Origin of the sequence: Paenibacillus pinisoli (assembly GCF_003605435.1) — a bacterium.
GTDB classification, from domain to species: Bacteria; Bacillota; Bacilli; order Paenibacillales; family Paenibacillaceae; genus Pristimantibacillus; species Pristimantibacillus pinisoli.
In genome coordinates this window covers 564062-585043 of the sequence record NZ_QXQB01000002.1, presented here as the reverse complement: position 1 = coordinate 585043, position 20982 = coordinate 564062, and the positions used below count along the sequence as shown (strand labels likewise).

The 20982-nt window shown below is 50.4% G+C and carries 15 protein-coding genes; 11 read left to right on the top strand and 4 right to left on the bottom strand.

All coding sequences use genetic code 11. From position 1 onward, the window contains the following. Positions 1–11: 11 nt before the first annotated feature. From D3P09_RS10000 to D3P09_RS09990, 3 genes are all read right to left on the bottom strand, one after another. Positions 12–2249, bottom strand: coding sequence for an MMPL family transporter (locus D3P09_RS10000; RefSeq protein ID WP_120109434.1), 2238 nt, complete (start codon positions 2247–2249; stop codon positions 12–14). 77 nt (positions 2250–2326) lie between these two features. Beyond that, positions 2327–3700 (bottom strand): sensor histidine kinase, encoded by a 1374-nt coding sequence (locus D3P09_RS09995; protein WP_120109432.1) that lies wholly within the window; start codon positions 3698–3700, stop codon positions 2327–2329. After that, the gene (locus D3P09_RS09990; RefSeq protein WP_120109430.1) at positions 3697–4377 is read right to left on the bottom strand and encodes a response regulator transcription factor; all 681 of its coding nucleotides are present in this window, start codon (positions 4375–4377) and stop codon (positions 3697–3699) included. Before D3P09_RS09990 ends, D3P09_RS09995 begins: the two co-directional genes overlap by 4 nt. Before the next feature lie 132 nt (positions 4378–4509). Here D3P09_RS09990 and D3P09_RS09985 point away from each other — a divergent pair, with 132 nt between their 5' ends. The 11 genes from D3P09_RS09985 to D3P09_RS09935 all read left to right on the top strand — a co-directional run bounded on the left by D3P09_RS09985 (position 4510) and on the right by D3P09_RS09935 (position 20044). After that, positions 4510–6384, top strand: coding sequence for an LTA synthase family protein (locus tag D3P09_RS09985; RefSeq protein WP_120109428.1), 1875 nt, complete (start codon positions 4510–4512; stop codon positions 6382–6384). A 298-nt stretch (positions 6385–6682) separates the two neighbouring features. Then, a complete protein-coding gene (locus D3P09_RS09980; RefSeq protein WP_120109426.1) occupies positions 6683–8065 on the top strand; it encodes an MATE family efflux transporter in 1383 nt (460 codons plus the stop codon). Between the two features lie 249 nt (positions 8066–8314). Beyond that, positions 8315–9715, top strand: a complete 1401-nt coding sequence (locus tag D3P09_RS09975; protein WP_120109424.1) for an aldehyde dehydrogenase — start codon at positions 8315–8317, stop codon at positions 9713–9715. Positions 9716–9923: 208 nt separating this feature from the next. Then, positions 9924–10583, top strand: coding sequence for a hypothetical protein (locus D3P09_RS09970; RefSeq protein WP_120109423.1), 660 nt, complete (start codon positions 9924–9926; stop codon positions 10581–10583). Positions 10584–11165: 582 nt separating this feature from the next. Next, complete coding sequence (locus D3P09_RS09965; RefSeq protein WP_120109421.1) at positions 11166–11543, top strand: hypothetical protein; 378 nt, start codon at positions 11166–11168, stop codon at positions 11541–11543. A gap of 201 nt (positions 11544–11744) precedes the next feature. Beyond that, positions 11745–12662 carry a proline dehydrogenase family protein gene (locus D3P09_RS09960; RefSeq protein WP_120109419.1) on the top strand — a complete coding sequence of 306 codons (918 nt, stop codon included), beginning with the start codon at positions 11745–11747 and terminating at the stop codon, positions 12660–12662. A 282-nt stretch (positions 12663–12944) separates the two neighbouring features. Beyond that, positions 12945–13916 (top strand): ABC transporter permease, encoded by a 972-nt coding sequence (locus tag D3P09_RS09955; protein ID WP_120109418.1) that lies wholly within the window; start codon positions 12945–12947, stop codon positions 13914–13916. Between the two features lie 32 nt (positions 13917–13948). Then, positions 13949–14845, top strand: a complete 897-nt coding sequence (locus D3P09_RS09950; RefSeq protein WP_207892470.1) for a carbohydrate ABC transporter permease — start codon at positions 13949–13951, stop codon at positions 14843–14845. 70 nt (positions 14846–14915) lie between these two features. Then, positions 14916–16592, top strand: coding sequence for an extracellular solute-binding protein (locus D3P09_RS09945; RefSeq protein ID WP_120109416.1), 1677 nt, complete (start codon positions 14916–14918; stop codon positions 16590–16592). A 114-nt stretch (positions 16593–16706) separates the two neighbouring features. Beyond that, positions 16707–18275 carry a response regulator gene (locus D3P09_RS09940; RefSeq protein ID WP_120109414.1) on the top strand — a complete coding sequence of 523 codons (1569 nt, stop codon included), beginning with the start codon at positions 16707–16709 and terminating at the stop codon, positions 18273–18275. Further along, the gene (locus D3P09_RS09935; protein ID WP_341538283.1) at positions 18272–20044 is read left to right on the top strand and encodes a sensor histidine kinase; all 1773 of its coding nucleotides are present in this window, start codon (positions 18272–18274) and stop codon (positions 20042–20044) included. The genes D3P09_RS09940 and D3P09_RS09935 overlap by 4 nt, the downstream gene beginning before the upstream one ends. An 82-nt stretch (positions 20045–20126) precedes the next feature. On the opposite strand, the gene D3P09_RS09930 is transcribed toward D3P09_RS09935, so the two are convergent. Then, positions 20127–20978 carry a carbohydrate ABC transporter permease gene (locus D3P09_RS09930; protein WP_120109413.1) on the bottom strand — a complete coding sequence of 284 codons (852 nt, stop codon included), beginning with the start codon at positions 20976–20978 and terminating at the stop codon, positions 20127–20129. Positions 20979–20982 lie beyond the last annotated feature (4 nt).

The window sequence follows — 20982 nt, the reverse complement described above, 5'->3', positions numbered from 1 at the left end:
AATAAATTGAATTAAGTTCTATTCAGATAGTCCTGTTGCCGTGCATGAGGCAAGGGACGATAGCGGGGCAGCCATCGCTCTAGAAGTACAAGTAAGGATGGCAGCAGCATGCCCCGAACGATGAATGTATCAAGCAAGATGCCGATTGCCATAATGAGGCCGAACAGGAACAGCTCCTGAAGCGGCTGGGTCATCAAGACGCAGAATGTTGCTGCCAATATGATGCCTGCAGAGGAAATGACCCCTCCGGTGCGCGACACTCCTGTCATGACGGCTTCCCGCCAGCTGCGCTTGCGCGCTTCCTCCGCAATCCGGGATACCAGCATAATGTTGTAGTCAACGCCAAGCGCAATGGAGAACACAAAGGCATAAAGCGGGAGACGGTAACTAATAGCGTCATAACCCAGCAGGTTGTGCAAGAGAGCCCAGCCGATACCGAAGGATGCGGCATAAGAGAGCAGCATCGTAACCATCATCGTCAAGGCGATTAGAATCGATCTGGCCTGGAAGATAAGCATAATGGCAATCAGTCCGGTGACAAGGGAGAACACCACAACCATATCTCTCTGGTTCATATCTCGAACATCGAGCTGCTGCGCTGTTGCGCCTGCATAATGAAGCTTGGCGCTGCCTGGGCTAAAGCCGCTGTCACGAAGCAGTTGATCGCTTGAATCGCGCAGCTGCTTCAGAGCGGCAAGCGCTTCGCCTTCATAGGGATGTTCAGCCAGCGTCAATTCGAGCTTGACCGCCTTGCCGTCGGCAGAGAGAAATCCGCGCGGCGGAGAAGCGGAGCCATCGGCTGAGGCAATGGCTTCGGGGCTTGGCGATATGCTCTCCACGCCGTCCATCGACTTCATCCGCTCCGCCAGTTGGCTCAGACTGCCCCGAAGCGTCTCCGTAAGCTGCAGCTCTCCGTCGCTTTCGAGCAGCACCGATACAGGAGCCAGCCGTCCTTGCGGAAAATGCTCTTCCAATAGCTCGAAGCCTTGTCTGGAGGAGAGCTCGTTAGGGAATGACTTCAACAGATTGAAGGAGAATTGAATGCCTGTCGCATTGACAGCCGCCAGCAGCATCAAGCCTCCAACCGCCGCTGATACAACAGCCGGTCGTTTCGTGACCAGCCGCCCGATCCGTGTCCATAAGCCTGCGCGGTGCTGCTGGACGGGCGCAAGCTTCGGCTTGAACGGCCAGAAGGCAGCTCTGCCGGCCAGCGTGAATACAGCAGGAATGAGCGTCAGTCCGCCCAGCAGCATAATGACCATCGCGATTGCGAAGACAGGCGCGAAATAATGATAAGGCTGGAACACGGCTGCGAACAGTGTGATGACGGCGAGCAATACGGTGCCGCCGCTGAATAGAATCGCTTCTCCGACGCCAAGCATGGCAGCTTTCATCGCATCATGCTTGGAGCCTAGACGCGCCAGTTCCTCCCGATAGCGGGAGACGACGAATAAGCAGTAGTCCGTCAGCACAGCGAATAGAAGAATCATCATAATCGAGATGGCCTGCTTGTCTACGACGATGGAGCCGCTGGCAGCCGCGATGCCGATTACCCGGTCCACAACCGCATAGACAACGCCTGCTATGACAAGCGGGAGCAGAGCAAGCAGCGGCGAACGGTAGATGAGAACTAGAAGAACGAGAATAAGCACGACCGTTGCGAGCATCAGCACCATATCCGCGTTTTGAAAGAGTTTGGTTGTATCCGCGGCAATGCCGGCCGGCCCTGTCGTCTCCATTCGCATCCCATGAAGCCCGACGCTGTCCGCATAGCTGCGAATTTCCTCCAACGCAGCGCTGATCGCTTTGGAGTCGGAGCCTTTCTTCAGTACTGCGCTAAGCAGCAGAGTGCTGCCGTCCTCGGAGTACAGCTGTTCCTGAACCTCTGGCGGGAAGAGATGATACGGCATTGCGCCGGATAGATGCTCCGGCTTCTGATCCGAAGACAGCCACTGGCTTATCTGTTCAATAGCGGATTGTTGTTGTTCGGTAATCGCAGTATCTGCATGAAAAACCAAAAGCGCAGGGAGCCCGTCATCCGATGGGAAATGCTGTTCCGCCAGTTGCCTTGCGATGGCGGATGGCGTATGAAGCCGGATGCTGTCTTCCGTGCTGCTGATAGCATGTTCCTTGGCCCCGGGCGCAAGCGCGGACAATCCGGCCGCAAGCGCAAGCCATAGAACGATAATCCATACGCTGCCCTTGCGGCTGCTGGCGAAGCGGGCGAGTGTAGCGAGAAATGAATGCATGAGTGTATGTTGCACCTCCTGTTCTAGCGATATGGCTAATCGTAGAACAGGATTATGAACGATAGATGAACGGAGTGTTACAAATGGGGGAGGGTTACGACGAAGCGGGTGCCATGTCCGGGCTCGCTGAAGACGGCAATAGAGCCGCCATGCAGCTCGACGATTTTGCGGCAAATCGAAAGCCCTAGTCCGCTTCCGGCAAGCGAGCGGCCTCTGGCCTGGTCAGCCTTGTAGAAACGGTCGAATATATAGGGCAGATCGCCCTGGGAGATGCCGGTACCGGTATCCGCAATGCTAACGGTTATATTCCGGTCAACTTGCAATTCGATGGAAATGCGGCCTCCAGAAGGCGTGAACTTAATGCTGTTGGCAATCAGATTCATCCATACTTGATACAGCAACCCCTCGTCAGCAGCTATCATGACTTCGGGCAGCTCGGGAGCAAGCTCCAATTCCTTCTTTGACCACTGCCATTCGGTGACGATCAGCACCTGCCGGATTTGCTCATCCAGGCGGAAGGAGTTTCTTTGGGCAATCGTTGTTTCCTTATCGAGCGCCGCCAGGGTCAGCAACTGCTTGCTGAGGGAAGACAAACGGCGCGATTCTTCATGAATGATCGTCAGATATTGCCTCTCTTCCTCTGCGGTTGTCTTCTTATCCAGAATGGCTTGGGTAAAGCCTTGAATAGACGTAACCGGCGTCTGAAACTCGTGAGAGACGTTCGCCACAAATTCGGTTCTCATATCATCCAGCCGCTCCAGGCTTTGGGCCATATGCGAGAAATCTCTCGCCAGATCGCCAATCTCGTCGCGCCGCTTCACATCCAGCCCGATTTTATAATGGCCTCCTACAATTTGGCGGGTGGCGGCTTTCAATGCTTTCAGCGGCTCGACGATTGTACGGGTCAGAATGACGATTAGAGCCAGCACAAGAAGAAAGGCATGTCCTAGCAGAATGGCCAGAAGAATGCGGATTTCACCAAGCTGCTGCTGCAGATCGGGACGAAGGAACATGGCGTATGCAGCATCGCCTGACTTAAGCGGAAGACCGATTGTATTGCCGATGCTGTTTTCGAAATAGCCCATAATCTCTAGAAACTGCCGCTTTTTATGCATGCCCAAATAAGTATCGCCAGCCAATACTGCTTCTGCAATGCCAGGATCAAATTGCGAGTGCTTGAAGGGGGAGCCGTAGACTTTTCCTTGGCCGCTTCCGTCAACTAAGTAGATTTGGTAGCCCATAGCTCCTATACGATGCATAAAGGTATCGATATCGTCCGAAGATGATTCAAATAAGTCGCGAACTTGTTCGGCGACGGGAAGCACCTGATTTTCATTGTATGTTTTCATCCGGTTGCTATAATAGGCATTCGCAATGAACAGCGCCAGAACCGAGCTTATAAGGGTAATCAGAATGAAGATTGCTGCGGTGCGAACGTAGAGTGACCTCATTTTGCTGCCGCCTCCAGTTTATAGCCGATGCCCCTTACCGTCGTGATGACAAAATCCTCGCCGGATCCGCCGAATCTCTCTCGCAGCCGCTTAATATGCACATCGATCGTACGGCTGTCCCCGCTGTAATCCTCGCCCCATACGAGCCGCAACAGCTGCTCGCGTGTGAACAGCTGTCCGGGATGCGCGGCTAGTTGAGACAGCAGCTCGAATTCCTTGAGCGGCAGTTGAAGAGCCTCGCCATGGACCGTAATCTCATAGCTTCGGCGGTTGATAATTGTATTATGAAGCGTAATGACGTCGGATGACACCATCTGATAGCGGCGAAGCAGCGCTTTGACCCGGAACAGAAGCTCCTCCGGCTCAAACGGCTTTACGATATAGTCGTCCGTACCGGACAGAAAGCCCTTCGCTTTGTCCCGCTGCTCGCCTTTGGCGGTAAGCAGAATGACGGGAATATCATGGTAGCGGCGAATTTCCTCGCATAGCTCCAGACCGTTCTTATTCGGCATCATGACATCCACGATGGCCAGATGAACAGGGGTGCGCTCAAGAAGGCTGGCTGCTGCCGCGCCGTCCTCCGCTTCATGCACGGCATACCCTTCCTTGAGCAGGTAGAACCGCAGCAATTCTCGAATATGGGGATCGTCGTCTGCTGTTAAGATATGTACTTTCATGGAGAGGCCTCCTATCATTCCCTATTTATTTCTCTATCGAAATGCGTTAATATAGTGTTAACATTATCATTCGTGAGACCGTCAATTGGGACGGTTTTTCTTTTTGGAAAGGGAGCATGGGGAGTGAGTACAATGAACTCGATACTGAACGTATACCGCAAAGCGCCGTTCTGGGCAACCTTTATTCTTATTATGTTGAAAATGGCTTTGTTTCGTCAATTTACGTTTGATGGCATACTGGCGGGAAGGCTGCTGTCCGATGCGGCAGCGGTGCTGGTTGTATTGTGTATTTTGGAATTGATAACGACCTCTCGATTTAAAACGATAGTTATGAGCGCTGCCAATGCAGTGACTTCACTGCTGTTGTTTGCTTGTTCGGTCTATTTCTCGTTCTTCGGCAGCATTCCGACTTATACGGCCTTGCATGGTCTTGGCCAGGTTGGGCAAGTTAAGGAAAGCGTCGAATCGGCGATTGAATTAAAGTTTTATGCGCTGTTCCTGGATCTCGCGATTCTGCTCCTCTTGTACTTGCTTACGATTCGCAGCAAGGGGGACAAGGCTGTCAGCCGTCCGGCAGCCAAACCGATGTATGTCGGAGTTGCATTAATTATTGCTATTGGAGCATCGTTCTTCTATATCCGTTCGGATCTGAATATTCCCAATGAGCTGGTTCAGGCAGAACGCCTTGGCGTGCTGAACTATCAGATTGCAACTGCGGTGAAGGAAAACAAAGAAAATACCGCAATTAAAAACGGCTCAACCGATGAGACAAGACAGGCGCTGGAGCAGCTGGAAGAGGAGTTCTATGGCGGCAAAGTGGAAGCGGGCACTCCGAACTACTACGGCGTAGCCAAAGGCAAAAATGTGATTGTCATTCAGATGGAGTCGTTCCAGAATCTGATGATCGGCCTAAAGGTGAACGGTCAGGAAGTTACTCCTGTGCTTAATGATTTGATTGCTAACGGAAGCTTCTACTTCCCTCATACCTTCCAGCAGATTGGACAAGGCAACACATCCGATGCCGAGTTTATATCCAATACAGGCGTCTATCCGACTGGCGCAATTGCGATGTCCAAGGGATATGGAGACCGGGAAATCCCGAGTATGCCAAGATTGCTTGAAGAACAGAATTACGTAACGAATACATTCCATATCAATGACGTTACGTTCTGGGACCGCGATAAGCTATATCCTGCCCTCGGGTTTGACAAATATTACGACAGGCCGTCCTTTAAGGACGACAAGTTCAACGCCTTCGGCGCATCTGACGGCGAAATGTACCGTGTAGGCCTGGAGCGTCTGACAGAGCTGCATGACCAAGGCAAGCCATTTTACGCGCAATTCGTAACAACGTCCAGCCATCATCCGTTCTGGGTGAAGGCGGATTTTCTGAACATCAAGCTCCCGCATGAATTGAGCGGCACGCAGCTTGGACATTATATTACGGCGATCAACTATACGGACAAAGCGCTGGGTGACTTTATTGAAGGCTTGAAGGAGAAGGGCATTTGGGAAGATACCGTTCTTGTCGCATACGGCGACCACTTCGGTCTGCAGACGAAGGAGAACGATCCGGCTTGGGTTGAGGAAGTGCTTGGCGTGAACTACCATGACCAAGTCAGCCGCTTCAACATTCCGTTCCTGGTGCATGTGCCAGGAGTTGAAGGCAAGACGATGGAAGGCGTAGCCGGCCAAGTCGACATGATGCCGACAGTAGCGAATTTGATGGGCATCTCTTTGAAAGAAGAGGGCCATACGGTTTTTGGCCAAGACCTGCTTAACGCGCAAAAAAATGTCATCGGTATGCGATACTACATGCCGACGGGCACTTTCTTTAACAATGAGATCATGTTTGTTCCCGGCAAAGGTTTCGAGGACGGCACGGCAGTCGATCTGAAGACGATGGAGCCGGTTACGGACTTCAGCAAATATCGTGCAGACTATGATTATGTACTCAATCTGATGAAGCTTTCGGATGAATACATGAAGCTGTTGCCTCAGCGATAATATAGCTTGATTGGACGATTGGCACCCTCCGGTTACGGAGGGTGCCTTTGTATGCCGCACAAGCTTCGATCGAGGTTTTCTCATTGTCTTTCATACAAGTGCGTGATAGAGTATATAAATTGATTGACGACCGTTCGTTAAGCAAGTGCGGCTGCCGAGACTAGCGCGCCTAAATGTGAGTGTGAGGCCACACGGTCTTGGACCTATTATCCAGACGATAACTCGCATTTGAGCAAAGGGATAGATTAGGCAGAATTTTTGGAGCCGGAATTTCAGACACAGAGGAGAATAGAGAGAGATGTATCATGCGGAGTCATGGAGCGATAAAACAAAGCTCCTTCTAAAAATATTATGGCCCATTCTGGTCACCCAGCTAGGGCTTTACGCGATGAATTTGACCGATACGATCATGTCGGGCTGGGTTAGCAAACAGGATCTTGCAGGCGTAGCAATCGGCTCCAGCCTCTGGATGCCGATAATTACGGGAATTAACGGCATATTGCTCGCAGTAACGCCGATCGTCTCGCAGATGGTGGGCAGCGGGAAGCAGAGCGGCATCGCCAGATTTATCAGCCAGGCGTTGTATGTATCGTTTATGGTGGCGATGGCGGTAGTGATTGCGGGCTTTTTCCTGTTCAAGCCGGTAATTGGATTGATGGGATTGGAGGATAAGGTTGCCCATATCGCTTATTATTATTTGGTTGCGCTGCTGTTCGGCATTGTGCCGCTATTTGCATCCAATGTGCTTCGTTACTTTTTTGACGCGCAAGGGTTTACGAGAATTTCGATGTTCATCACGCTGCTTGCCGTACCCTTTAATATTCTGCTCAATTATGTGTTTATTTTCGGCAAGTTTGGCGTGCCTGCTTACGGCGGGATTGGATCGGGATACGCAACGGCCATTACGTATTGGCTCATATTGCTCATCAGCATCGTCATGACGTTCAAAATGCCGGCAGTGCGGTCCTATCGGCTGTTCATCGAATGGGCAGCTCCTTCCTTGAAGGCGTGGAAGGAGCTTTTTACGATTGGCATACCGATTGGGCTTAGCATCTTTTTTGAAGTGAGCATCTTCTCCGTCGTGACGCTTCTGATGGGCATGCTGTTCGATACGGGGACGATTGCGTCTCACCAGATCGCTTTAAGCTTCTCCTCGCTTGTCTTTATGGTGCCGCTGAGCATCTCGATGGCGCTTACGATCGTGGTCGGATACTCCGTAGGCAGCGGGAAGATGAAGGCTGCGCGGCAGTACAGCCTGCTGGGCGTAGGGGGCGGCATAGGGCTGATGGGACTTGCGGCTTTTGTGCTATTCTTCCTGCGCGAGCCAATCGCTTACTTGTATACGCAGGATTCTGAAGTTGCCGTGCTGGCGGCACAGTTCCTGATCTTTGCGATCTTCTATCAAATATCGGATGCGGCCCAAGCGTCGCTGCTTGGCGTGCTTCGCGGCTATAAGGATGTACAGATGCCGTTCCTGATCGCTTTCGTCTCATACTGGATCGTCGGCTTGCCTTCCGGCTATCTGCTGTCTGCTTATACCAGCATGGGTGCCTACGGCTTCTGGGCAGGTATCATCATCGGCTTGACCTTTGCTGCAGCAGGCTTCATGCTTCGTCTGATGCGCATTCAGAAAAACATTCGTCTCGGCGCCGCCCCGGCAGTTGTGGAAGCGGGGGCTTAATGGACTGGCGTTCGCGGCAGTCGGCATCAGCAGAGTACCTCCCTGAACCTCGCGGCAATCGGATTCATGTTGCGTAAGATACAGCCGTATATTGCGAAGAACTGCTGCGGCTGCTGACAAACGGTGCTTGTGGTCCGGTTTTTAGTGCACGGTTTGTTCTGTATAGGAGGATTTGACGGGTTTAATGGAGAAAGCAACTTAGAAGCAGATCATCGCATGCAGAGGTTGATATGAGGGGGGCGAAGCGATATGGCAGGCAATCTCGGAGTGACGGAGATGCTGGAGGAGCATACGCGGTTTTTTCGGTCTGGCGCGACTGCGGACGCGGGGTTCCGGATAGAGCAGCTGAAAAAGCTGAAATCGGCTATTGTGCAATATGAGCGGGAATTGCTGGACGCCTTGCATAAGGATTTGCGCAAAAGCGAGACGGAAGCGTACGGCTCGGAGATCGGTCTTGTGCTTGGCAGCATCTCTTATATGATCAAGCATGTCCGCAAATGGATGAAGCCGAAGAAGGTAGGCGCTCCGCTTCATCTGTTCGGAACGAGCAGCCGGATTGTTCCCGAGCCGTATGGAACGGTGCTGATCGTCGGTCCGTTCAACTATCCGGTTCAGCTTGTGCTGGAGCCTTTGCTGGGCGCCATTGCTGCGGGCAATTGCGCGGTGATCAAGCCATCCGAGAACTCGCCTCATGTATCGGCAGTGATCGCGCGCATGATTGGAGATACCTTCGATCCATCGTATGTTCGGGTTGTCGAAGGAGATAAGGATATAACGTCGGCGCTGATTCATGCGCCTTTCGATTACATATTTTTTACTGGCAGCGTGGCGGTCGGGAAGATCGTCATGGAGGCAGCCGCTCGCAATCTGGTGCCGGTCACCCTGGAGCTCGGAGGCAAAAGCCCTGCTATTATCGACCGGACAGCGAACTTGGAGCTTGCAGCCAAGCGTATCGCATGGGGCAAATGGATGAATGCGGGACAAACCTGTATCGCTCCTGACTACCTGATGGTTCATGAGTCGGTGAAAGATTCTTTTGTGAGTAGGCTGCAGGAAATTATTCGTGTCTTCTACGGAGATAATCCGCAGACAAGCGCAGATTTCGGGCGGATTATTAATGACAGGCAGTTCGACCGGCTTGCTTCGATTTTGCGGCATGACCAGGCCAGTATCATTCATGGCGGGCGAACTGACCGCGACGACTTGTATATTGAGCCAACCTTGCTTGAAGTGGGCAAGGCCTCGGACAGAAGCCTTACCGCTGCTTCCATGGAAGATGAATTATTTGGCCCGCTGCTGCCGATTGTGACTTATACGGATCTTGATGATGCAATATCCCAAGTGCGGAGCAGACCGAAGCCGCTGGCGCTGTATGTTTTCTCGGAGGACCGCAGCGTTCAAGACCGCGTAATGGGGACGCTCTCCTTCGGGGGCGGCTGCGTGAACGATACGCTATCGCATATAATCAATCATCATCTTCCGTTCGGAGGTGTTGGCAACAGCGGAATCGGCGGCTATCACGGCAAGCATAGCTTCGACCTGTTCTCCCATCACAAAAGCGTGCTGAAGCGCACCACCAAATTCGAGCCCGGCATCCTATTCCCGCCATATGAGGGCAAGCTGAAGCTGTTCCGCAAGGTGTTGAAGTAGCGGGTAGTGGTGCAACGTATGGTCTTGATCCCGAGTATATGCGGAGTGGGTAAATTTGGATTGCATCATGCGTTAGAATCAAATAGAATGTACTCAGTAATAAGTTGTATTTACACATATTTCAGTTGAACGCGCGTGAGGAACATGCCGCTTATCTCCATATGGAGATAAGCGGCTTTTTTGTTGAAATTATGAGGAGGGATGAGAATTGTTTGAACAGGAGTTTAGGCGGTTTGTTGAGGAACAGAAGAGTGGAGCAGTTGGCAGACGGTTGGAGATGTTGGAGAAGGATTTGATTGGGGAAGAAAAGCTTTTTAGAGAGGTGCTGTGGCCAATTTTTGGTTCGTTTAAAGGATTCGTTATGCAGTATGAGCTTGTAACGTTAACTGGTGTGACGATATATGTAGATGCATTCTATGAGCCATATCGTATCGGATTTGAGAGTGAAGGTTTTGTGGCGCATGCAGAGAATATTTCGCGTGACCGCTTTGATTTTGAGCGCAGCCGGGTTAGGACTATGGCTTCAAGAGGCGTTACCTATTATCCCTACACATGGGATGAGCTGAACAAAAAGCCGGAAGCATGCAGAAGTGCTTTATATGAGTTCCTTGGGAAGTATAGAACTTCGGTAGACGGTGGTTTGACTCTTTATGAGAGGGAGGTTGTGCGGAATGCGCTTTTGCTCGATCGTGCGGTAAGAATTGAAGATGTGTGTGAATGGATCGGCAGGTGTCCGGATGTGAGCAGAAGTGTTCTCAAATCCATGATTGAAAAAAACTTGTTGAAGCCAAAGAGAAGTGATCGCATAAGGCACCACGAATACCAACTAGCTGAACGGGTAACAGGACTAATTAAAAATCTGAGATGAGCGCAGCAGGTTTTTACTTTGGATGACAGTACGTATGCCGAGAAATTCGGCTTAGAGCCCACGAAAGCTGCGTCCGAGCAACTGTATGCCGAGAAACTCGGCTTAGAGCACGAGCCAGCCGGGCTCGAGGAGTAGCAGGCCGAGAAACTCGGCTTAGGTCCTGAGCGAGCCGTGCCCGAACAGCAGCAGCCCGAGAAACTCGGCTTAGAGCCCACGAAAGCTGCGTCCGAGCAGTTGTAAGCCGAGAAACCCGGCTTAGGTCCTGAGCGAGCCGTGCCCGAACAGCAGCAGCCCGAGAAACTCGGCTTAGAGCCCACGAAAGCTGCGTCCGAGCAGTTGTAAGCCGAGAACCTCGACATAGAGCCCGAGCGAGCCTCGCTCGAGCAGTTGCAGCCCGAGAAACTCGGCTTAGAGCACACGAAAGCTGCGTCCGAGCAGTTGTAAGCCGAGAAACCCGGCTTAGGTCCCGAGCGAGCCTCGCTCGAGCAGTTGCAGCCCGAGAAACTCGGTTTAGAGCCCGCGAAAGCTGCGCCCGAGCAGCTGTAAGCCGAGAAACTCGGTTTAGAGCCCGCGAAAGCTGCGTTGGAGCAGTTGCAGGCCGAGAAACTCGGCTTAGAGCCCGCGAAAGCTGCATCCGAGCAGTTGCAGCCCGAGAAACTCGGCTTAGAGCCCGCGAAAGCCGCGCCCGAGCAGTTACAGGCCGAGAAACTCGGCTTAGCGCCCGCGAAAGCTGCGTCCGAGCAGTTGCAGGCCGAGAAACTCGGCTTAGAGCCCACGAAAGCTGCGTCCGAGCAGTTGCAGGCCGAGAAACTCGGCTTAGAGCACACGAAAGCCGCGTCCGAGCAGTTGCAGGCCGAGAAACTCGGCTTAGGGCACGCGCCATCTGCGCACATGCTAGCCGCGCATTCGCCATCTTTTACAAATCCACTCGGACATAGTTTCCGGCTGGGCCGCGGATGAATAGGATGGACTATGACAATGTACAGAGTACAGAGTACAGAGTGAACGTTGCGCAGTGCAGCGCCATGGGAGCATGGAACTGCAAGGACGGAGCGGCTCAAATGACCTGTGCCATTCGCGGGGTCGCTCTTTGACAAGAGGCTGCTGCAATGGCGGAACCCGACTTCTATCACATTTATTAATGGCAGGCAGGTGAATCACATGGAGAAGCTGCTTCGCGGAGCGTTGCTCATGATCGCCAAGAACAAAGGAGCAGCATTACTGATGCGGCGGTACGGCATGAGGTTTGGAGCGCGCAGGTTTGTAGCGGGTGAGACGCTGAACGATGCGATAGCCGCAGTGCAAAAGCTCAATCAAGCGGGCAAGGAAGCCACGATTGACCATTTGGGCGAGTATATTAGAAACGCCGCGGACGCCGAGAACTCGGCCAATCAATGCATTCAAGCGCTTGAAGCCATGGATGCGGCAGGACTGCGCTCTAATCTGTCGCTTAAGCTGACCAGCCTGGGGCTGGATCTTGATCGGGCGCAATGCGAACGCCATATGCGGACCATCTTACAGACAGCAATGAAGCTTAACCGGTTTGTTCGCATCGATATGGAGGATTATACGCATTGCCAGCCGACCGTTGATTTGTATCATAAATTAAAAGAGGATTATGAACAGCTAGGCATCGTTCTGCAGGCTTATCTCTATCGTACCGCCGATGATCTAAAACGCCTGGGAACTGCCGGGACGAATATCCGAATCGTAAAAGGCGCCTATAAGGAATCTGAGAAGGTAGCCTACTCGAAAAAGAGCGATGTAGACGCATCTTATGAGACGTTGGTAAGAAGGCATCTGGAGAACGGAGCCTACGCCGCTATCGCTACGCATGATGAGGCTTTGATCAGCCGCTTGGAGGATTGGATCCGAAGCCGGGACATTCGGCGCGACCGGTTCGAATTTCAGATGCTGTACGGGATACGGGAGGATTTGCAGGACCGCCTGGTCCGGCAAGGGTATAAAGTCAGGGTGTACGTGCCATTCGGCGAGGATTGGTTCGGCTACTTCATGCGGAGGCTTGCGGAGAGGCCGGCTAATCTTTGGTTTTTGCTCCGGAATTGGCGCAGGAAATAATAAACATTGATTCAATTCCTCAATATTATGATAATATTCAACGATAGGTTGGGCCGCAGTCCGATTCGGATTTTGCGGTTTTTTATTTTTTTATAGCGGCTTATGTCAAAAATCGGCCCCGGCATGGAGGATTGGCAGCGCTATTATACTTTTCTGGGTCTCCTCAACCATGATTTATATATTATCGTTGTAAAGTATCATTTTTTGTTGATCAGGCAAATAGTACCCTCCGAAGCTGTCCGTTACAATAAAGCTATCAACTATGCAGCAAGGAGGATACAAATGGCGCAAGCAACAACAGAGCAGCAGACTCGGTTAGAAAAACAACCAAAGCCAAAGAAGAATACTTTCACGCGCTTTTTGAAGCAATGGGATATTCAGCTTATGGTATGGCCGGGTGTTTTGCTCATTTTCGTCTTCGCGTATTTGCCGATGTACGGAATATTGACGGCATTTATGGACTACAACATTTTCACAGGTGGCAACATATGGGCTAATCCTTGGGTTGGATTCAAGCATTTCCAGATGTTCTTTGATTCACCCGAGTTCTATAATGTTATGCGCAACACCATCGTAATCAGTTTATTGAAATTTGTAATTGGCTTCCCTGCTCCGATTATCTTGGCGCTTATGTTGAATGAAATCAGACATATGATGTTCAAGCGTATCGTACAGACGATTACGTATCTGCCGCACTTTATGTCGTGGGTAATCGTAGCGGGCCTTGTTATGTCGATGCTGTCCACGGAGAACGGCAGCGTGAACATGTTGCTCAAATCAATCAATCTGATCGATGAGCCGGTCAACTTTCTCTCCATTTCCGAATACTTCTGGTCGATTCTGATCTCGGCTAACGTGTGGAAGGAAATCGGTTTCGGATCTATCGTATACCTGGCAGCGATCTCGGGCGTCGACCCGCATCTCTATGAAGCGGCTGATATCGACGGTGCAAGCAAATTCAAGCAAATCTATCTCATCACAATTCCGACAATCATGCCGGTTATCGTTATCTTCATGATTCTGTCGATTGGCAGCCTTCTGAACGCAGGCTTCGAGGATATCCTCTTGCTCGCGAACAACCCGGTGCTAAGGCCGGTGTCAGACGTTATCGATACGTATGTCTATCGCGTAGGTTTGTCCAACTTCCGCTATTCCTATGCTACAGCGGTGGGGCTGTTCAAGGCTGTAATCAGTATTGGATTGCTCACTATGGCGAATTACATTGCTCGCAGATCAGGCAACAGCTTGTGGTAGAAGGAATTTGACGAATAAGGAGGCGAACAGCTTTGGCGCGATTGGGATTTAGCGATAAACTCATGATGACTTTTATCTACGTATTTTTGATTGTACTTTCATTCAGCGCATTCTATCCGTTCTGGAACGCGCTTGTCATATCCTTCAACTTGGGTATCGATACTTCAAAAGGCGGAGTAACGTTCTGGCCAAGGGTTTTCACTTGGGAGAACTATGAAATTGTATTCAAGGACGACCGGCTGATTAACGGCTTCTTCGTTTCAGTCTCCCGTACAGTAGTAGGTACGATTTCGGCCATCCTGATGACCGCGATTCTGGCTTACGGCATGTCCAAGCGTGAGCTGATCGGCAAGAACTACTTTATGTTCTTCTTCGTATTCACGATGTACTTTGGCGGCGGCCTCATTCCGACGTACTTGCTCATCAGCTCCTTGGGCCTTATGAACAAATTCCTGGTGTTCATTATCCCGGCGCTTATCAGCGTATGGAATATGATCATATTCAGAACCTTCTTTAAGGGCCTCCCGGTAGGCCTCGAAGAATCAGCGCAGATCGACGGCGCGACGAACTGGGGAATATTCTTCCGTATCGTACTGCCGCTCTCCGGACCTGTTATCGCAACGCTGTCGCTATTCACAGCAGTTTCACACTGGAATGACTGGTTTACTCCAAGTATCTACATCACGAACGAGAAGCTCGTTCCGATCCAGACGATGCTGCGTCAGATATTGAACGCCAACATCGTAACCGAGATGTCGAACAACATCGATACGGCATCCCAGGCACGGATTGATGCGATGCGAACAATTACGACCAAGTCCCTGACCATGGCTACCATGATGGTTGCGACTCTTCCGATCGTAATGGTATATCCATTCGTTCAGAAGTACTTCGTAAAAGGCGTGCTGATCGGCTCGCTGAAAGAGTAGTATTCCTGTGGTTTGAGGCGGTTCGCCGCTTTGGACATAAAAAAAAGTTTACGAGAGGGGTAGTACAAGCATGACGAAAGCTAGAAAGACAACACTGCTTATCGTATCCGCAATTCTTGTGCTGGCGACAGTACTGGCTGGATGCAGCTCCGACAAGAAGAACCAACCAAGTCCTTCGCCGTCGAGCAATACCAGCACGCCTGGAAACACTCCATCTGAAGAGCCTCCTTCCGACGTTTGGGAATTTGGTTCCGAGGCACTTGAGTTCTCCATGTACGGTCACTACAACTGGTATGATGTTCCTGCATGGGACAGCACAGTTGCAGGCAGATGGCTGAAAGAAAACAAACAATTGAACATCGTTCCAATTTCTGCTGGCGGTAACCCAGAGCAAAAATTGAGCACAATGATCGCTTCCAAAACTCTTCCTGACGTAATGTGGATGGACCGCGGCGCTGACGTGGAAAGACTTCGCGAAGCTGGCATGCTGGTTGCATTCGACGATTACCTGGACAAATACCCTAACCTGAAAACTTGGATGGGTAAAGACCTTAACCTGCTTCGTTCCTCCGATGGCAAGCTTTATCAGTTCCCTAACTGGTACACTGGCCGCCCGAACGGCAACGCTGGTTATGTAATCAACAAAAAAATGTACGACGAGCTGGGCCAACCGGCGCTTGAAACGACTGACGACCTTTACAACTACCTGGTAGCTGTAAAAGCTAAGTACGGCGACACTGTAACTCCGTTCGAGCCGCATCTTGCGAAAGACATGCAAGGTCTGGGCGTTCTGTACACAGCATTCGGCGAAAACGCTCTTTACACTTACCTGAACGCTGGCGTTCGCGCAGTACCGCAAGGCGACCAACTGACTTCCCTGTTCACTGATCCAGTGTTCCGCGAAGCTCAAAAATACATCGCTAAGCTTTACAGAGAAAAATTGATTTCTCAAGATGCGTTCACGCAAACTGTTGACCAAATCGAAGAGAAAATCATGCAAGGCCGCGTAGCTGTATACGCAAGCTCCAACCCGACTGTAATTGCAATGAACGCTCACCAAGAAATGGTGAAGCAAGATCCTAATTCCGGTTACTTCATGATCTGGCCGATCCACAAGCCAGGCCTGGACAAAAACAAAATCTTCCCAGGTACTTACACAGCACTTGGCTGGAACGTTAACGTAATTACGAAGTCTGCTAAAGATCCTGAGAAAATTTTCGCATTCCTTGACTGGTACACTGGTCCAGAAGGCCAATCCCTGTTGTTCTTCGGTCCTGAAGGCGACAACTGGAAAGGCTTCGATGCTGACGGTCACCCAATCTTCACTGAGAACTATGATGCTGAAGAAGTTCTAGAGCTTCAAAAAGCACATGACCCTATCATGTGGAACGGTAACACTGGCTACATCGACCCTGCGAAAATGAAATACGAAAGCAAGCTTCCAGCTGCTGAGCAAAACTGGGCAGCTCGTTACCAAAGCGAAATCACTTGGCCTACACAAGCTAACGCTACTGAGTTCATCAACCTGGTTCCACAACCAGACAGCGAGCTGGGTATCGTGAAGCAACGTGTGGATGACATCTTCACACAAGCATACGCTCAATCCGTAATGGCGAAAGACGATGCTGAAGTTGATAAGATTCTTGACAAAGCAGAAAGCGACGCTCAAGCAGCTGGTTATGCTGATCTTCTTGAATGGCGTACTGTTGAGTGGAAGAAAAACAAAGAAATTATCGCTGGTAGCTAATTAAAAAATGTTGTCCGAAAGGGTATACTATAATAGTATACCCTTTTTGGATTATGGCTTAGTCCGAATCCACTACTATTCGTGATACTAGCCGAGAATCTGGAGATGATGCTAATGTACAAGGTGCTGCTAGTCGATGATGAAATTCTCGATTTGAAGGGAATGCAGACATTTATCCCTTGGCAGGAGCTTGGCATGGAAGTTGTCGAGGCCGTAACGAACGGCTTTGCGGCAAGCGAAGTGATAGAGCGAGAAAGAATTGATATTCTGATAACGGACGTTCGGATGCCGAATATGTCGGGTTTGGAGCTGGCGCGCAAAGCGCTTGATCTGCATCCTAATATTAAGATCATTTTTGTAAGCGGTTATCAAGACTTCCATTATGTCAAGCAAGCGCTGTCGCTCAATGCGTGCAGTTATGTCGTAAAACCGATGGACGATAATGAATTAATAGAATCGCTGCGCAAGCTTCGGATTGACCTGGACGAGGAACAGAAGCAATTGGAGACGGAGCTGCTGTACCAGCGAATGTTCCCGATTGTGAAGACCGAGTATTTGCTGCAGCTGCTGGAAGGAACATGGAGCAAGGATTCGCTTGAATCGCTAATTGAGAACTACCAGTTCAATCAGTTGAAGTGGCCGGTTCAAGTCGTTGTGGTCGAGCGCGATGATTGGATGCGCAAGCGCAATGTTGAAGAAAGCTTTGATGAGACAGAGCTGTCCAATACGTTCTGGAACGGCCTTATTTCCCTGTGCAAAGATTTGGAAATCCGGCACTATTGCCGGGTAACGGATAAACGTATGGCGCTTCTGATCGAGAACGGCATGGAACTAGACAAGCTTAAAGACAAATTCAATGAAATGCTGAATCAATCGCCGATTTCCGTCACGACGGGTGTAGGCGAAGCGGTGTCGCAAATTATTGAGCTTAATGATTCCTATCGCAAGGCGCAGACGGCGCTGGACTATAAGGTTTTTTACGGCAAAGGAAAAATGATCTTTCACGATGCTGTGCAGTCAACGCAAATGAAAGATGTGCAGAGTCTGGATATTCAGCTCGACGCTTTGTTTGAGGCGATGACGAATTATGAGCTGGTCAAGGTTCATGATGAGCTGGAGATGCTCTATAGTCTGGCAAATAACATGCGGTCCAAGTTTACGATACAGAACTTTACGATGTTCCTGCTGATGAAGCTGGATGCGTATCTTCAGAAGATGAATGAAGATCTGTTCCGTATGCTGAACCTGGATTTCGGCAGTTTGGATATATTGCTGCGGTACGAGACGATTGACGAGATCCATTCGTGGCTGCGTTACAGAGTTTATGAATTGTCAGAGATGCTTCAAGCGAAGAAGCATAAGAAAAACTGGAAGCTGGTTCAGGACATTATCGATGATGTCAAACAGCGTCTTCATGAAAATATTACGCTCAAGGACGTAGCCGAGAAATACTCGTTCTCGCCCAATTACCTGGGACAGATCTTCAAGGAAGAGATGAAAACGAATTTCAGCGATTATGTAGCCATGCTTAGAATGGAGAAGGCTGGTGATCTGTTGATCAACACGAACCTGAAAGTCTATGAAATCGCCAACCTGATCGGCTACCGCTACTTGCCGTATTTCAGCAGACAATTCAAAGACTACCACGGCAAAACACCGCTAGAATATAGAAGAAAACTATGAAGATGATGCGCAAATACCGTTACCTGCCGTTCGGTTATAAGCTGATGCTGTCTTATTGCGTATTCATCATAATCCCGGTTATTGTGATTAGTTTTTTCGCCAACTCCGTCTATGTGAAGTCGATTCGCGAGCAGCTAGAGAGCAGCGTACACGGCACAGTCAGCCAGATGATCGATAATGTATCCTATAAAGCCGGAGATGTGATCCGCGTCTCGGATTTCTTCTACTTCGATTATACGATCGCCAGGCAGCTGCGCAACTTTGAAGAGGGCTGGGTCGGCTATGAAACGACAATTAATTTCTTTTATCCGAAGATAGAAGCATACAAGCAAGCATCAAGCGTGAACACCTGGCTGTCTATCTACTTGCATAACAAGCTGTTCCCGGAGAGCTACAAAAATTATCGGGGCAATGATCCGCTGAAGAGCCATGCAGATAACCCGTACGACATCTATCAGATCGACCGTATTCAGAAAAAAATATGGTACTTGAACCATCCGGCAGAAGTATACGGCGAGACGATGGTATGGAAGCAGATCGAGGATGACGCCAAGTTCGGCCGCATCTCGCTGCTGCGAAGACTGGTCAATATGCAAATTGCCGGAAAGGTGCAAGAAATAGGCTTTATGCGCCAAAGCGTGTACTTGTCCGACTTGTTCCAAGCCGTTGATTATACGAAAATCGGCAGCGATGCGACGATCTATGTCATCGACGAAAACGACAAGATCAAGACGATATCGGGTCCATCCAGCTACCGCTCGGATGATGCATGGAATGCATCGGACTTCAAGGAATATATGGTGATCGAGAATGTGATACCATCGCTGGATTGGAAGGTTGCCGCAGTCATTCCGAATACGATCTTTGAAGAGAAGGTTAGTGAAGTTCGGCTGCTGACTTTTATTATCTGCTTGATATTTACGGTTGTTTATTTCGTATCGGGTGCGCTATTATCCAATTATTTCTCCAGAAAAGTGAATAAGATCGTATCTGTTCTAGACTCCTTCCAGGAGGGCAACTTCCATAAACGGACGAACTTTAAGGGCAATGACGAGTTCAGTCAAATCTCTAGGGCGTTGAACGAGATGGGGCAAAATATCGGCGAGCTGATTCATAAGGTATACGTGGCCGATCTGGATAAGAAGGAAGCGGAGCTGGACATGCTGCAGGCGCAGATTAACCCACATTTCTTGTACAATACGTTGTCCTCGATAAGCCGTCTGGCCAAGTTCGGCGAGCTCGACAAGCTTCAGCGCATGGTTATCGATCTGGCGAAATTCTATCGGCTGTCCCTGAATGAAGGCCGCATTCTGCTTACGATAGAAGAGGAACTGGAGCAGGCGAAAGCTTATATCAATATTCAAAAGATCAAATACGAAGAACGAATGGGCGTTACATTCGATATCGATCCGCAGATTCTGCCGTACACGACGATTAAGCTTATTATTCAGCCGTTTATAGAAAACGTGCTGGAGCATGCATGGTGCGGCGACCGCATTCATATGCGCATCGTCGGCGAGCTGGAGGATAATCATATTGTATTCAAGATTATCGACGACGGCGTCGGCATTAGCGCTGAACTGCTGGAACAGATGAACGATCCGGAGGAGAGTACTAGCATAGGTTACGGTATCCGCAATGTTCATCAGCGTATTAAGCTGTATTACGGTCCGGCCTTCGGCGTGAGCATCTACAGCAGGCTCGGCATCGGTACGACGGTATTGATCCGGATTCCGACGGAGAAGCCGGCTAACTCCAAGGTTGAATAGCAGGCAATACAAAACGTCAAGCACGGGGCTGCTGCTTATGCAGCATGCCATGCGCTTGACGTTTTTTGATGCGGAGAAGTTATTATTTCACGGCTCCGGCAGTAATGCCGCCCGTAATTTGACGCTGGAAGATGGAATATAGGATGATGATCGGAATCATAGAGATCACGAGTCCGGCGAAGAGGGGGCCCCATTCGGTACGGTATTGCATCTCGCCTTGCATGACGGCGATACCGACGGGGAGGGTATAGATTTTCTTCAGCGGATCGTTCATGATGACCGTTCCTAAGATGTATTCATTCCAGATGGTCAGAATATTCATGATGGCGACGGTTATGAGTCCCGGCTTCGAGAGAGGAAGCATAATCCGGAAGAACGTGCCCGCCTCGGAGCTTCCGTCGATCGCTGCGGCTTCTTCCATCTCCCTCGGCAGCGACTTGTAGAAGGCGACCAGCACGAAGATGCCGAATGGAAGGGCGCCTGCGCCATAGACGAGGATAAGGCCGATCAGATTGTTCGTCAGCCCGATGCCGTCCAGCAAGAAGAACAGCGGGATCAGGCTCAGAATGAGCGGAATCATCATCGCGGATACATAGAGAAAGTAGAGCACGCCGCTGCCTTTGAATGGGTATCTGGCCAGCACATACGCCGTCATGGCGGAGAGCAGGACGGCAAGCGCTGTCGCGGCGAACGTAACGCCGACTGAGTTCAGGAAGTATACGCCGAACTTGTACTCCGTCCATACATACGAGAAGTTCGACCATTGCAGCGGGAACTCCGGCAGCACCCACGGCTTGTTGCCGTAGAATTGCTTGTTGTCCTTCAGGGATGAAAGCAGCGTCCAGATAAGAGGGTAGACGACCGCAACCGTCCATACCAGAAGCAGCAGCCGGACGACCCATGTCACGAGCAGTTCTTTTTTGGTTAGTTTCATGTGA

Bases quoted from the DNA above. Each gene is read 5' to 3' on its own strand.
- D3P09_RS10000 (WP_120109434.1), bottom strand. From the start codon at position 2,249: ATGCATTCATTTCTCGCTACACTCGCCCGCTTCGCCAGCAGCCGCAAG.
- D3P09_RS09995 (WP_120109432.1), bottom strand. From the start codon at position 3,700: ATGAGGTCACTCTACGTTCGCACCGCAGCAATCTTCATTCTGATTACC.
- D3P09_RS09990 (WP_120109430.1), bottom strand. From the start codon at position 4,377: ATGAAAGTACATATCTTAACAGCAGACGACGATCCCCATATTCGAGAA.
- D3P09_RS09985 (WP_120109428.1), top strand. From the start codon at position 4,510: ATGAACTCGATACTGAACGTATACCGCAAAGCGCCGTTCTGGGCAACC.
- D3P09_RS09980 (WP_120109426.1), top strand. From the start codon at position 6,683: ATGTATCATGCGGAGTCATGGAGCGATAAAACAAAGCTCCTTCTAAAA.
- D3P09_RS09975 (WP_120109424.1), top strand. From the start codon at position 8,315: ATGGCAGGCAATCTCGGAGTGACGGAGATGCTGGAGGAGCATACGCGG.
- D3P09_RS09960 (WP_120109419.1), top strand. From the start codon at position 11,745: ATGGAGAAGCTGCTTCGCGGAGCGTTGCTCATGATCGCCAAGAACAAA.
- D3P09_RS09955 (WP_120109418.1), top strand. From the start codon at position 12,945: ATGGCGCAAGCAACAACAGAGCAGCAGACTCGGTTAGAAAAACAACCA.
- D3P09_RS09945 (WP_120109416.1), top strand. From the start codon at position 14,916: ATGACGAAAGCTAGAAAGACAACACTGCTTATCGTATCCGCAATTCTT.
- D3P09_RS09940 (WP_120109414.1), top strand. From the start codon at position 16,707: ATGTACAAGGTGCTGCTAGTCGATGATGAAATTCTCGATTTGAAGGGA.
- D3P09_RS09935 (WP_341538283.1), top strand. From the start codon at position 18,272: ATGAAGATGATGCGCAAATACCGTTACCTGCCGTTCGGTTATAAGCTG.
- D3P09_RS09930 (WP_120109413.1), bottom strand. From the start codon at position 20,978: ATGAAACTAACCAAAAAAGAACTGCTCGTGACATGGGTCGTCCGGCTG.